The sequence below is a fragment of the Cryobacterium mannosilyticum genome, assembly GCF_004402705.1.
GTDB classification, from domain to species: domain Bacteria; phylum Actinomycetota; class Actinomycetes; order Actinomycetales; family Microbacteriaceae; genus Cryobacterium; species Cryobacterium mannosilyticum.
Genome location: NZ_SOFM01000030.1, coordinates 19704 through 32963, shown reverse-complemented (window position 1 = coordinate 32963; position 13260 = coordinate 19704). Strand labels below are relative to the sequence as shown.

Genomic DNA, 13260 nt, shown 5'->3' with positions numbered 1-13260 from the left:
GCATGCTCCCCTCCCTCACCAATCGCAAGGAGCGCACTCCATGAGCGTGTCGAAGTTCACACTGCCGGATGTCGGCGAGGGTCTCACCGAGGCCGAAATCGTCGAGTGGAAGGTGGCGCCGGGCGACACCGTCGCGATCAACCAGGTGCTGGTCGAGATCGAGACGGCCAAGTCCCTCGTCGAACTGCCCTCCCCCTACATCGGCGTGGTCGGCGAGATCCTCGTCCAGCCCGGAACGACGGTCGACGTCGGGACCGTGATCATCACGATCGTCTCCGACTCCGCAGCCGATGCCGCGGCGTCCGTTCCCCCGGTCGCGCCCGGCGCCCCGGCAGATGCCACCGAGAACGAGCTGGCCGGCGCGGCAGCAGATGCCGGTTCCACCATCACCGACGAACCGGCCGAAAAGCCCGGCGCCGTGCTCGTCGGCCGCGGCGCCACCGCCACCATGCCCACCAGGCGCCAGCGCCACGGCGGCACCCCCGTCGCCCACGAGTCGATCGCGCCGCCGCCCGTCGCCGCCCCGCGGCCCGCGGCAGCGCCGCTCCCCCAGCTGCCCCGCGCGGCATCCGCCGGACCGGTCATCGCCAAGCCGCCCATCCGCAAGCTCGCCAAAGACCTCGGCGTCGACCTCGCGCTGGTCGAGGCGACCGGCCCGGTCGGCGACGTGACCCGGGAGGACGTGCTGCGCGCCGCCACCCAGGCCAGCGTCTTCCGCAACATCCAGACGCCCGAGTGGCCGAGCGACCGTGAGGAGCACATCCCCGTCAAAGGCGTGCGCAAGGCCATCGCCCAGGCCATGGTCTCCAGCGCGTTCAGCGCACCGCACGTGAGCCTGTTCGTCGACGTGGACGCCACCCGCACGATGGAATTCGTCAAACGGCTCAAGGCCTCCACCGACTTCGCCGGCGTGCGGGTCTCCCCCATGCTGATCATGGCCAAGGCCATGATCTGGGCGGTGCGCCGCAATCCCACGGTCAACTCGATCTTCACCGACGAGGAGATCATCATCAAGCACTACGTCAACCTCGGCATCGCGGCGGCGACCCCGCGGGGCCTGATCGTGCCCAATGTGAAAGAGGCGCAGGACATGAGCCTGCTCGAGCTGGCGGGTGCGCTCGAGCGCCTCACGATGACCGCGCGCGACGGCAAGACCACCCCGGCGGACATGTCGGGCGGCACGATCACGATCACCAACATCGGCGTGTTCGGGATGGACACGGGCACTCCCATCCTCAACTCCGGCGAGGCCGGCATCGTCGCCCTCGGCACGATCAAGCCCAAGCCGTGGGTCGTCGACGGCGAGGTACGGGTGCGCCAGGTCACCACCATCGGGGCGAGCTTCGACCACCGGGTCGTCGACGGAGACGTCGCCAGCCGCTTCCTGGCCGACGTCGCGAGCATCATCGAGGAACCGGCCCTCCTCCTCGAATAACGAGCCTGAACTTTGGGAAGCCTCACCTCACCACCTCTTTAACGCGCTGGTGAGGTAAGGCTTTCCACGCTGGCGGCCTTCGATTCCGTGTGTTCTGATGTTCACATGACCTCCATCGCCCCCGCCAGAATCGCCCCGGTCACTCCCTCGGTCGACACCGCAGCCGACGACCGGAAGCCTGCCGAGAGCCATGCCGGCCGCCTGAACTGGCTCCGCGCCGGGGTGCTCGGCGCCAACGACGGCATCGTCTCCGTCGCAGCGCTCGTCGTCGGAGTCGCGGGGGCAACCCACTCGACCGCCGCGATCGCCGCGGCCGGTACCGCCGGCCTCGTCGGCGGCGCCATCTCCATGGCCCTCGGGGAATATGTCTCGGTGAGCAGCCAGAGCGACAGCCAGCGCACCCTCATCGCGCGCGAGAAGAGGGAACTCCTCGCCGATCCGGTCGGCGAGCTCGAGGAACTCGCCAGACTCTACGAGAACCAGGGCCTCGCCCCCGCCACCGCCCGGCAGGTCGCCGTGGAATTCACCACGATCGACCCCGTTCGGGCCCATCTTCTCGCGGAGCACAACATTGCGGAGGACGACGTCGTGAGCGCCTGGCACGCCGCCTGGGTCTCCGCCATGGCCTTCACGCTCGGCGCGCTCCTGCCGTTCCTGGCGATCCTGCTGCTGCCGGAGACCGTGAGGGTCCCGGTGACCTTCGCCGCCGTCCTGATCGCGCTGGCTGCCCTCGGGGCGACGGGCGCCCACCTCGGCGGCAGCCCGAAACCCCGCGCGATCGCTCGGGTGGTCCTCGGCGGCGCCGCAGCCCTCTTTGTGACGTTTGCCATCGGCTCGCTCCTCGGAACTTCCGGAGTCGTCTAGGCCCGACGGCTCACCCCCCCCCGGGCGTCCGCACGGCCCGCTGACAAGGGTGGCGCGCGCACGAGCAACAGTTGTCCGTAGCGGCAACAGTTGCGGCGCCGATCGTTGGACGGGACGCGGCGCGCACACCTAATGGTTTTGACACTCATTATCAATAGGCATATCGTTGACGGTGTGACCACCTCGAAACTCGTCCTGCCAGCGATCCTGGTCGCGGCCGCGCTCGCGCTCAGCGGATGCTCGGCAGCGACGTCCGGGTCGGCCGGCGGTTCCGGCGGCTCGTCGGGTGAACTCACGGTTGTGGCAACGACGACCCAGGTCGCCGATCTCACCCGCAACGTGGTGGGGGACACCAGCGGGGTCAGTCTGACCCAGCTGGTGCAGCCCAACCAGAGCGCCCACGCCTACGACCCCTCGGCCGCCGACCTCACCGCCCTCGGCCGCGCCGACGTGCTCGTGATCAACGGCGTCGGCCTCGAGGAATGGCTCACCGACGCGATCGACGCCTCCGGCTTCCATGGAGTCACGATCGAATCCGACACCGGCATCACCATCGCCGCGGATGCCGCGGGCAACGATGAGACGGCGCCCCGCGGCGACGCCGCCCAGGACAACGCCGGCGGGAACCCGCACATCTGGACCGACGTGGCCAACGCCGAGGCCATGGTGCGCACCATCGAGACGGGGCTCGGCGCGGCCTCACCGCGCCACGCCGACGCGTTCGCCGCCAACGCGGCCGCCTACGGGGCCAAGCTGGCAGAACTCGACGCGTGGATCCGGGCCAATGTCGACCAGGTCCCGGCCGGCCAGCGCCTGCTCGTGAGCAACCACGACGCCTTCGGCTACTTCACGACCGCCTACGGCATCACCTACGTCGGCAGCGTCATCCCGAGCTTCGACGACAACGCCGAGCCGAGCGCCGCCGCCATCGACCGGCTGGTCGCCGCCATCAAGGCCACCGGAGTGAAGGCGGTGTTCTCCGAGGCCTCGATCAGCCCGAAGGCCGCGGACACCATCGCCACCCAGGCCGGCGTCGCCGTCTACTCCGGCGCGAACGCCCTCTACGGCGACTCCCTCGGCCCGGCCGGGAGCGACGGCGCCTCCTACATCGCGTCCCAACTGCACAACGTGCGACTGATCCTCCGGTCGTGGGGAGTCACCCCCTCCGCGATCCCGGCCGACCTGCAATAGTGGACTCGTGAACGAGAACGATTCTCAGCTGGGCGGGACGCCCACCGCCGCCCTCAGGGTGGCCGGCGCATCCTTCTCCTACGGGCAGAAGCCGGCCCTGGAAGACATCAGCTTCGCGCTGGCAGCCGGCGAGGCTGTGGCCCTGATCGGCCCCAACGGCTCCGGCAAGTCCACCCTGCTCAAGGGCATCCTCGGCCTGATCACCCGGGTCGCCGGCACCGTCGAGGTGCTCGGGGAGTCGCCGGCCCCGACCGGCACGATCGGCTATGTGCCGCAGACCGACGAGCTCGACCCCGAATTCCCGGTCACCCTCGGGCAGGTGGTGCTGATGGGCCGCTACCGCACGCTCGGCTGGCTCCGGTTGCCCGGCAAACGCGACCGTGCCCTGGCGGCGAAAGCGCTCGACGCCGTCGGTCTCGGCCACCTCGCGAAGACCCGTTTCGGCGAGCTCTCCGGCGGCCAGCAGCAACGGGGCCTGCTCGCCCGGGCCATCGCCTCCGGGCCGCGCCTGCTGCTGCTCGACGAACCGTTCAACGGCCTCGACCAGGAGAACCGGGCGGCGCTGGTCGACACGGTCAAACGGCTGAAGAGCGACGGCGTGGCCGTCCTCGTCTCCACCCACGACCTCGGACTTGCCCGCGAAGTCTGCGAAGACGTCCTCCTGCTCAACGGCAGCCAGGTGGCCTTCGGGCCGACGGAGCAGGTGCTGAGCCTGGAAAACGTGCAGCGCACGTTCAAGGCCGTCGGCGTCGAAATGGACGAGCACACCGTTGTCGTCCCCGGCCACACCGGTCACTGAGTTGGACATCCCCGGCGCCCTGTTCGACGCATTCACGCTGCCGTTCATGGCCCGCGCCCTCGTGCTCCTGCTCGTGCTCAGCCTGGTCGCCGGAGTGGTCGGGGTGCTCGTGAACCTTCGCGGACTCGAATTCATCAGCGACGGGCTCACCCATGCCGTCTTCCCCGGCATCGCCATCGGTTTCGTCTGGGGAGGCCGGGAAGGTCTCTTCGCCGGCGCCATGGTCGCCGCCGTGCTCACGGCCGTCGTGCTCGCCCTGATCGCGCGCCGGGCCGTGGCCATCGACGCCGCGATCGCGATCGTCTTCACCGCCATGTTCAGCATCGGCGTCATCGTGGTGTCGCGGGAGACGAACTACGTCGGCCAGCTCGAACAGCTCTTGTTCGGGCGCCTCCTCACGGTGAGCCCGGTCGAGGTGATCCAGACCGTGGTCATCTGCGCGGCAGCGCTTTCCATTGTGGCCGTCACCCTCAAGGAACAGGTCTTCCGGGCGTTCGACCGCACCGGCTTCGCCGCGGTCGGCTTCCACCCGCTCCTCCTGGACGTGCTCCTCAACGTCGCGATCGCCCTCGTGGTGGTGGCCGCATCGAGCGCCGTCGGGACGCTGCTCGTGCTGGCCGTGCTGATCGTCCCCGGTGCCGTGGCCCGGCTGGCCACGAACCGGCTCTGGCTGCTCTTCCCGATCGCTGCGACGGTCGCCGCCGTCGGGGCCTGGCTGGGGCTCACGCTGGGCTATGCGGCATCCGTCAGCGCCGGGATCGACCTGCCCAGCGGCGCGACCGTCGTGCTCGTGCTGGTGGCCGCGTACTTCCTCGCACTCGTGGGGCGGCTCGCCGTCGACCGGCTGAGACGTGCGCGGGTGGCCCGTTGATGGGCTACTTCGAGAAGGCACTGCTGGCCGCCGCGGTGATCGGGGCGCTCTGCGGACTGGTCGGCGCGCTGGTCATCCTGCGCCGGCGCACCTTCTTCGCCCAGGCCCTGACTCATGCGACCTTTCCCGGCGCGGTGGCGGCGGCCGTCCTCGGCCAGAGTATTCCGTTGGGGGCATTTCTTGCCAGCATCGCGATCGTGGGCGTGATGACGCTGATCGGACGGGTGCGCCGGCAGGGGAGCCAGGTCGCCTCCGGGATCGTGCTGACCGCCGGTTTCGCGTTCGGGGTGCTCCTGCAATCGCTGAACCCCGCCCTGCCGGTGCACGTCGACTCCTTCCTGGTCGGGTCGATCCTCACCGTGGCGACGGCGGATGTCGCGCTGGCCGGCGGGGTGCTCGTGGTCGCCGTGCTCGTCGTCGTCTTCCTCGGCAAGGAGATCCTGTTCTCGACCTTCGATCGCACCGGATACCGGGCGGCGGGCTACCGGGAATGGCCGATCGAGCTCCTCAGCCTCGCGCTGATCACCGCGACCGTCGTCACGGCCATGCCGGCCGTCGGCGCCATTCTCGCCATCGCGCTGATCGCGGCGCCGGCCGCCGCGACACGCCTGCTGGCCCGCACGACGACACAGATCTTCCTTGCCGCCCCGGTGCTCGGCGCCGTCGCCGGCATCAGCGGGGTGCTGCTGTCCCGAGGGCTGGATATCGCGGCCGGGCCCGCCATCGCCCTCACCGCCGCCGCATTCTTCCTGGCCGCCCTCGGTGTGCGCTCCCTCGGCCGGGCGCGGTTACGGTTGAGACCATGAGGTTGAGACCGTGAAGCGAAACACCTGGCAGCGGGAGGCCGTGCGTACGGCACTCGGCGACACCGAGGGCTTCGTGAGTGCCCAGGGCCTGCATTCCCGGCTGCACTCCACCGGGTCGCCGATCGGCCTCGCCACGGTCTACCGGGCCCTGGCCGACCTGGCCCTCGAGGGCGAGGCCGACTCCCTGCAGTCCCCGGAGGGGGAGAGCCTGTACCGCGCGTGCAGCACCACCGACCATCACCACCACCTGATCTGCCGCCGGTGCGGCCTCACTATCGAAATCGAAGTGGATGCCGTCGAGAACTGGGCGACGAACGTGGCCGCCGAGCACGGCTTCAGCCAGGCGGCGCACGTGATCGACATCTTCGGAGTCTGCGCCGCCTGCACCGCGGCATCCGTCACCGCCTGACCTGCCGTCGCCCTGAACCGGGCCACCCGGCCCGGGAGCGGTACCGGTTTGCGGATCGGCGGCCGTGCCCGTAGTGTTGGACGTTGCTGCGCATATCTGTGCGTGCACTGCCGTGTCACGGGCTCCCGGTTCACCGGGAATCGCCTGCGTTTCGGCCGACAAGAGATCTTGGGAAGGGCATTCGCCCTTCGGTATTGGAGGAGAACCATGGCAGCTACCTGCCAGGTGACCGGAGCCGTTCCCGGCTTTGGACACAACATTTCGCACTCGCACCGACGCACCAAGCGTCGCTTCGACCCGAACGTTCAGACCAAAAAGTACTACGTACCGTCGCTTCGCCGTAACGTGACCCTGACCCTCTCGGTCAAGGGCATCAAGGTAATCGATGCTCGTGGCATCGAGTCGGTCGTCAAGGACCTTCTCGCCCGTGGGGAGAAAATCTAATGGCCAAGCAGCATGACGTCCGCCCGATCATCAAGCTTCGTTCGACGGCCGGAACCGGTTACACCTATGTGACCAAGAAGAACCGCCGCAATGACCCCGACCGTCTCGTGCTCAAGAAGTACGACCCCGTAGTGCGCAAGCACGTTGACTTCCGTGAGGAGCGCTAAAAATGGCGAAGAAGAGCATGATTGCCAAGAACAACCAGCGCAAGGTTATCGTCGAGCGCTACGCGGCGAAGCGCCTTGAACTGAAGAAGGCCCTCGTTGACCCGGCCGGCACCGACGAGTCGCGTGAAGCGGCTCGCCTCGGCCTGCAGAAGCTGCCCCGCAACGCGTCGCCGGTTCGCCTGCGCAACCGCGACGCGGTCGACGGCCGTCCACGCGGACACCTCAGCAAGTTCGGGATCTCGCGCGTTCGTTTCCGCGACATGGCTCACCGGGGCGAACTGCCCGGGATCACCAAGTCCAGCTGGTAATACCGCCTGATTCCGGTTCGAGACCCAGGTTTTGAACAGTGAAGGGGATGTCGACTTCGGTCGGCATCCCCTTTGTTTTGCGCGGAGAGCGCAAAATGAGCCGCTTCCGGGGGTGAATGCGTCTCAAAACGCCGTAAATCCGCGGTTTTTCGCGGAACTCTGTTAGATTCAACGCGGTCGAACCGACCAACGGGGTCGCTCTCAGGGCGTCGCCCGCATTTACGTGAAAACCTGTTTTTACAGACAAAGGTCCGAGGAGGACACTCAATGGCTGACAAGTCGCTGAACAAGACCGAGCTCGTTGCCAAGGTTGCCGCAGACTCTGGCCAGAGCCAGGCTGCCGTCGACGGCGTTCTGAACGCTTTCTTCGCAACCCTCGCCGACACCGTTGCAAACGACGGCAAGGTCACGATCCCGGGTTGGCTCGGAGTCGAGCGCACCGCTACCGCAGCGCGCACGGGCCGCAACCCGCAGACCGGTGAAGAGATCGCCATCGCCGCGGGCCACCGTGTCAAGCTGACCGCCGGCAGCAAGCTGAAGGCCGCCGCAAAGTAGTCTCGCTTTCGTGCAGGGGGCGTCGACTTCGGTCGACGCCCCCTGTGTTTAACCTCCCTGGTGTGAGTGAGGGAGGTCTGGGCGTTCGGCACAGGTGGGCGCGGATAGGCTGAGTCAGTGACTCGTCTCCTGCGCATCTCCGGTCCGGCGGTCCTCCTGATCGCGGCCGTGCTGTCGGCCCTGGTCGCTCTCGCGTACGGCGGCGGCGCCACCGGACAGCTGCTCGCCGACCCGGGTCCCGTCGTGCGGTGGGGTCTTCCGCTGGCCAAACTGCTCGTCAACCTCGGTGCGGCCGGAACCATCGGTGCGCTCGTGCTCACCTGTTTCGCGCTGAGCCCGCGGGAGCCGGAATTCAACACGGCGATCGACTTCGCCGCGGCATCCGCCGCCCTGCTCACGGTGGCCGCTGCGCTGACCGGCTTCCTTACCTTCCTGCAGGTGACCAATGTGCCGCTCAGCTTCGACGACCGGTTCAGTGCGACCGCCGGGCAGTTCTTCAGTGAGATCGAACTCGGCCAGGCCTGGCTCGGCACGACGCTCATCGCGGCGGGCGTCACGGTGCTCTGCTTCGCGGTGCGGAACCAGACCGCGCTGGTGTTCGTGGCGGCCCTCGCCGTCGGGGCGCTCGTGCCCATGGCGTTGCAGGGGCACGCGGCCGGCGCGGAGGGGCACGACGTCGCCATCACCGCCCTTGGCCTGCATCTCGTCTTCGCGGCCGTCTGGCTCGGCGGCCTGCTCACCATCGTCGTGCTCCGCAAACACTTGGTCGGGAGTCGGATCGGCGTCGTGATCGGCCGGTATTCCTCACTGGCCATGGTCTGCTTCATCGTCGTCGCGGCCACCGGCTATGTCAGCGCCGAGCTCCGCATCGGAACCTGGGAGCGGCTGCTCACGGGCTATGGCATTCTCGTGCTGGTCAAGGTGATCGCGCTGATCGCCCTCGGCGGGTTCGGGGTGCTGCAGCGCCGCTTCCTGGTGGCCCGGATGCAACGGAGCGCGCAGCCGGGCGACGACCGGTCGCGCACCTGGTTCTGGTGGCTTGTCGTGGCCGAACTGGGCTTCATGGGCCTGGCCTCCGGCGTCGCCGCGGCGCTGGCGCGCACGGCCACCCCGGTGGCGCAGATCGTGGCGACGTCGGTGCCGACCGCGACCCCCGCCCAGATCCTGACGGGGGAGGTGCTTCCGCCGGAACTCACCTTCGGCCGGTATTTCACCGAGTGGAGGTTCGACCTGGCCTGGGTGTTGTTCTGCGCGTTCGGGATCTTCTTCTACCTCGCGGGCGTGGCCCGCCTGCGGCGCCGCGGCGACAAGTGGCCGGTCTACCGCACCGTGCTCTGGGTCATCGGCATGCTCATCCTTTTCTACATCACCAACGGCGGGGCCAACCTCTACGCGAGCTACCTGTTCTCGTCGCACATGCTCATGCATATGGCGCTGACGATGCTCGTGCCGGTGTTCCTCGTGCCCGGAGCGCCCGTGACGCTCGCCGCCAGGGCCATCCGCAAGCGTCAGGACGGCAGCCGGGGCCCGCGCGAGTGGATCCTGCTGGCCGTGCACTCCCGCTATGCGGGCATCCTGGCGAACCCGCTCGTCGCCGCCGGACTCTGGGCCGGGTCGTTGTGGGTGTTCTACTACTCTTCCCTGTTCAGCTGGGCGACGACCGACCACATCGGCCACGAGTGGATGGTGGTGCACTTCCTGATCACCGGGTACCTGTTCGTGCAGTCGCTGATCGGGATCGACCCGGTGCCCTACCGACTGCCGTATGCCGGCCGGCTGCTCCTGCTGCTCGGGACGATGGCGTTCCACGCCTTCTTCGGGGTGACCCTGATGACCGGCACCGGGCTCCTGCTGGCCGACTGGTATGGCGCGATGGGACGGGACTGGGGCCTCAGTGGCATTGCCGACCAGCAGATGGGCGGCGGCATCGCGTGGAGCGTCGGCGAGATCCCGACGATCGCCCTGGCCATCGCCGTCGCCATCCAGTGGAGCCGCAGTGATGAGAAGGAATCCCGGCGCACCGACCGCAACGCGGACCGCACCGGCGAGGCGGAGTTGAAGCGGTACAACGACCAGTTGGCCGCCCTGGCCTCCCGCGACCGGCTGGGCTGAACGGGCCGGCGGGTTGAACGGGCCGGCGGGCTGAACGGCGGGCTGAACGAGTCAGTGCAGCTGGATCGCCAGCGATCCGTCGGGCCGGACGGTCACGCTCAGCGCGACCGCGAACGGGACGTCCTCGTCGCGGGTCTCGACGTCGCCGTCGAACAGGGACTGCACCTCGACGACGATGTGGGCCTGGCCGGTGGTGTCGGCCATCTCGAAGGTGGTTGTTCCCGCGGTCAGGGCCACCACCGGGTAGGCCGCGATCGTCCAGACCGGAACGCCTTTGACCCGGTCGTTGATCTCGATGCCGAAGGGGCAGTTCGACGGCTGGAGCACCTGCTGTGTGGTGCAGGCGTCGAGGAAGCCGTTCAGCTCGGTCTGCACCTGATCGAGGAACAGCTTGTTCGGTTCGGCGTCGACCGTGACATCCGCGGCCCCGTTCTTCGTGACCGCGATCTGCTGGGCCGGGGCGGTGAGCAGGTTCGACGAGTGTCCGACGGAGTACAGCGCGGGCGCGAACGCGAGGTACGCGGCCTGGTTCGAGAAGGTGGCCGGGGCGTCGGCCGCTGCGTGTGCCCGGGTGTCGAGGGTCAGGCCGTTGACCGTGAAGGACGCCTCGTGCAGCACCGTGACCTGCAACACGGCGAGCGGGCTGGCGTTGAAGCGCCAACTGTCGAAAACCCCGGCGAAGGTGCCGGTGTGGGCGACGCTGAACGCCATCGAGGCGGGCTTGCCGTCGAGGCGGAAACCGTAGACGACGGTGTGCTTGCCCGGTTCGTCCTCGGTGTCACTGGTCAGGTGGATGTCGGTGAGCGCGCCGAGCACCGCCGGTCGCAGCAGGGTGGCCGGCAGGTTCTGGGGCAGTTTGGCGGCCTTGAGCGCCTTATCCGTGAGTTCGACCCCGGGCAACTGGAGCGCACTGGTCGTGTCGTGCCGGGCGATGGCCTCGAGGTACTGGCGCACGAAACCGCCGGCGCTGTACAGGTCGCGGTTGAGCGAACCGATCGCGGCCGCGAAGGCGGCACAGAGCAGGGCGGCAATCACGACCATGGCGAGGATGGCGCGTCGCCGGCTGCCACGGCCCGTGCCGTCCCCATTGCTCACGTCCATATCCTCCCATGGCGCGGGTCCACGGGCAGGCACCCGCTCAGCCGGAGTGCACAAGCCGGGTGGTGACGGCCGCCGGTCGCAGGACAGCGGATACAGTGGAATGTCCCTCCCGCACCCATCGAAAGCGTCCCACGTGTCCGAGATCCCGCTGTCGCGCGAACAAGCCGAGGTGTTCCAGGCGATCGAGGGCACCCGCCAGAACGTCTTCGTCACCGGCCGGGCCGGAACGGGAAAGTCCACGCTGCTGAACCACCTCTCCTGGAACACCAGCAAGCAGATCGTCATCGCGGCGCCCACCGGCGTCGCCGCCCTCAATGTGGGCGGCCAGACCATCCACTCGCTGTTCCGGCTGCCGATCGGGGTGATCGCCGATCACCCGATCGACCAGAACGACCAGCTGCGCAAGCTGCTCAACACGATCGACACCGTGGTCATCGACGAGGTGTCCATGGTCAACGCCGACCTGATGGATGCGATCGACCGCAGCCTGCGCCAGGCCCGCCAACGGCCCAATGACACCTTCGGCGGGGCCCAGATCGTGCTCTTCGGCGACCCGTACCAGCTTGCCCCGGTCCCGGGGGACTCCGACGAGCGCGCCTACTTCGCCGACACCTACCGGTCGATGTGGTTCTTCGACGCCAAGGTCTGGCGGGACGCCGACCTGCGCATCTTCGAGCTCAGTGAGGTGCACCGCCAGCGCGACGCGGACTTCAAGCTCATGCTCAACGCGGTCCGGCACGGCCAGGTCACGCCGGAGATCGGCGGGGCGCTCAACGCGGCGGGGGAGCGGAAGCCGCCGACGGAGGGCGTGATCACCCTCGCGACCCGGAACGATTCCGTGAACCGGATCAATGCGGCCGCGTTGAAGAGGCTCTCCGGGAAGGCCCTCACCGCCAAAGCGGACGTCACCGGCGATTTCGGCGGCCGCACGTTCCCGGCCGACGAGGTGCTCGAACTGAAGGTGGGCGCGCAGGTCATGTTCCTGCGCAACGATTCCCCGCAGGACGGCGGTCCGCGCTGGGTGAACGGCAGCATCGGCACCGTCACCCGGGTCGACTCGACGGTCTACGTGGACATCGACGGGGTCACCCACGAGGTGGAGCCCGCCGTGTGGGAGAAGTTCAAGTACACCTACAACGCCACCACCAAGAAACTGAGCAAGGACGTCGTGGCCGAGTTCACGCAGTTCCCATTGCGGTTGGCCTGGGCGGTCACCATCCACAAGTCGCAGGGGGCCACCTACGAGCGGGCGATCGTGGACCTCGGGGCGCGGGTGTTCAGTCCAGGTCAGACCTACGTCGCCCTGAGCCGGCTGACCAGCCTCGACGGCCTCTACCTCACCCGGCCGCTGCGGCCGAGCGACATCATCGTGGACGAGAACGTGCAGCGGTTCATGAACGGTCCCCGCGGCGACCTGCCGGTCCTGCCCGCCTGACCTGCCCGCCTGACCTGCCCGCCTGACCTGCCCGCCTGACCTGCCCGCCTGACCGGCCCGCCCGGTCTGCGCGTCACGAACGAGCGCCGCGGCGCACGTTGCGAAAGCGGGCGCACGATCGAACATGCGCCCCCAGCTCGAACCTGCGCCGCGAGGCGACGGATGCCCGGGGTCAGTGCTGGTGGCCGGTCGGGTCGAGGGTGGGGGACGTCGACGCCGGGAGACCGTGCGAGCCGTGCGCCACGGCGTGGGCTCCGGCCTCCGTCGCGGCCAGGGCCGGCGTGGTCAGGCCGGAGAACAACAGCCCGCCGATCGTGAGGGCGACGAGGAAACGCCAGCCCTGCGGGGAGGCCGCGGCATTAGGTCGCCCGGCGCCGGGCTCGGCGGTGCCCGCGCCACCGGCCGCGCGGCGACCGATGGCGAGGGCGGCGGCGATGAAGAGACCGAACAGCGACGCCACCACCATCGGGAAGAGGGGGAGGCCCGTGGCGCCGGTGGGCAGCCCGAACCCGCTGCCCAGCGTCGCCGTCGCTCCCCACACGAAGACGGGGATGAGGGCGCCGAACAGGGCCAGGTCCGTGGCGACCAGCCGCCCGCGGACCAGCGTCACGACGCCCCAGCCGAGTTCGGCGGCGCCGAACCCGACCAGGACGATCGCGAGGAGCACCGGGGCGCTCGCGCCGACGGCGAGGTGGATCGTGCCGGCGCCCATCGCGGCGAAGGCGAGCCAGAGGCGGCTGATCGAGGTCATGGCGTGCCTTTC

At 68.9% G+C, this 13260-nt stretch carries 15 protein-coding genes; 13 read left to right on the top strand and 2 right to left on the bottom strand.

The window, feature by feature from the left end; genetic code table 11:
* The first annotated feature begins 40 nt into the window (after positions 1-40).
* The 12 genes from E3O32_RS11120 (at position 41) to E3O32_RS11065 (ending at position 9961) form a co-directional block, all read left to right on the top strand.
* Positions 41-1435: a dihydrolipoamide acetyltransferase family protein gene (locus E3O32_RS11120; protein ID WP_134509502.1), complete on the top strand. Its 1395-nt coding sequence runs from the start codon at positions 41-43 to the stop codon at positions 1433-1435.
* A gap of 105 nt (positions 1436-1540) precedes the next feature.
* Positions 1541-2299: a VIT1/CCC1 transporter family protein gene (locus E3O32_RS11115; protein ID WP_134509500.1), complete on the top strand. Its 759-nt coding sequence runs from the start codon at positions 1541-1543 to the stop codon at positions 2297-2299.
* A gap of 174 nt (positions 2300-2473) precedes the next feature.
* Positions 2474-3490, top strand: coding sequence for a metal ABC transporter substrate-binding protein (locus tag E3O32_RS11110; RefSeq protein ID WP_241974807.1), 1017 nt, complete (start codon positions 2474-2476; stop codon positions 3488-3490).
* Between the two features lie 7 nt (positions 3491-3497).
* The gene (locus E3O32_RS11105; protein ID WP_241974805.1) at positions 3498-4289 is read left to right on the top strand and encodes a metal ABC transporter ATP-binding protein; all 792 of its coding nucleotides are present in this window, start codon (positions 3498-3500) and stop codon (positions 4287-4289) included.
* A gap of 1 nt (position 4290) precedes the next feature.
* Complete coding sequence (locus E3O32_RS11100; RefSeq protein ID WP_241974803.1) at positions 4291-5160, top strand: metal ABC transporter permease; 870 nt, start codon at positions 4291-4293, stop codon at positions 5158-5160.
* Positions 5160-5966, top strand: a complete 807-nt coding sequence (locus tag E3O32_RS11095; protein WP_134509496.1) for a metal ABC transporter permease — start codon at positions 5160-5162, stop codon at positions 5964-5966. Before E3O32_RS11100 ends, E3O32_RS11095 begins: the two co-directional genes overlap by 1 nt.
* A gap of 10 nt (positions 5967-5976) precedes the next feature.
* A complete protein-coding gene (locus E3O32_RS11090; RefSeq protein ID WP_134509494.1) occupies positions 5977-6375 on the top strand; it encodes a Fur family transcriptional regulator in 399 nt (132 codons plus the stop codon).
* Between the two features lie 207 nt (positions 6376-6582).
* Positions 6583-6819 carry a 50S ribosomal protein L28 gene (gene rpmB, locus E3O32_RS11085; protein WP_104099753.1) on the top strand — a complete coding sequence of 79 codons (237 nt, stop codon included), beginning with the start codon at positions 6583-6585 and terminating at the stop codon, positions 6817-6819.
* The gene (rpmG, locus tag E3O32_RS11080; RefSeq protein WP_104099752.1) at positions 6819-6986 is read left to right on the top strand and encodes a 50S ribosomal protein L33; all 168 of its coding nucleotides are present in this window, start codon (positions 6819-6821) and stop codon (positions 6984-6986) included. The genes rpmB and rpmG overlap by 1 nt, the downstream gene beginning before the upstream one ends.
* 2 nt (positions 6987-6988) lie before the next feature.
* Positions 6989-7294, top strand: a complete 306-nt coding sequence (gene rpsN / locus E3O32_RS11075) for a 30S ribosomal protein S14 (protein ID WP_134364793.1) — start codon at positions 6989-6991, stop codon at positions 7292-7294.
* Positions 7295-7561: 267 nt separating this feature from the next.
* On the top strand, positions 7562-7849 hold the full coding sequence (locus E3O32_RS11070; RefSeq protein ID WP_066598601.1) for an HU family DNA-binding protein: 288 nt from the start codon (positions 7562-7564) through the stop codon (positions 7847-7849).
* A 117-nt stretch (positions 7850-7966) separates the two neighbouring features.
* Entirely contained in the window at positions 7967-9961 is a 1995-nt protein-coding gene (locus E3O32_RS11065; RefSeq protein WP_174776507.1) for a bifunctional copper resistance protein CopD/cytochrome c oxidase assembly protein, read from the top strand.
* Between the two features lie 51 nt (positions 9962-10012).
* On the opposite strand, the gene E3O32_RS11060 is transcribed toward E3O32_RS11065, so the two are convergent.
* Positions 10013-11056, bottom strand: coding sequence for a hypothetical protein (locus E3O32_RS11060; protein ID WP_134509492.1), 1044 nt, complete (start codon positions 11054-11056; stop codon positions 10013-10015).
* 139 nt (positions 11057-11195) lie between these two features.
* On the opposite strand from E3O32_RS11060, the gene E3O32_RS11055 reads away from it, so the two are divergent.
* The gene (locus tag E3O32_RS11055; protein WP_134509490.1) at positions 11196-12497 is read left to right on the top strand and encodes an ATP-dependent DNA helicase; all 1302 of its coding nucleotides are present in this window, start codon (positions 11196-11198) and stop codon (positions 12495-12497) included.
* A gap of 172 nt (positions 12498-12669) precedes the next feature.
* Here the strand turns inward: E3O32_RS11055 and E3O32_RS11050 are convergent, their stop codons facing one another.
* Positions 12670-13248: a hypothetical protein gene (locus tag E3O32_RS11050; protein ID WP_134509488.1), complete on the bottom strand. Its 579-nt coding sequence runs from the start codon at positions 13246-13248 to the stop codon at positions 12670-12672.
* Positions 13249-13260: the final 12 nt, after the last annotated feature.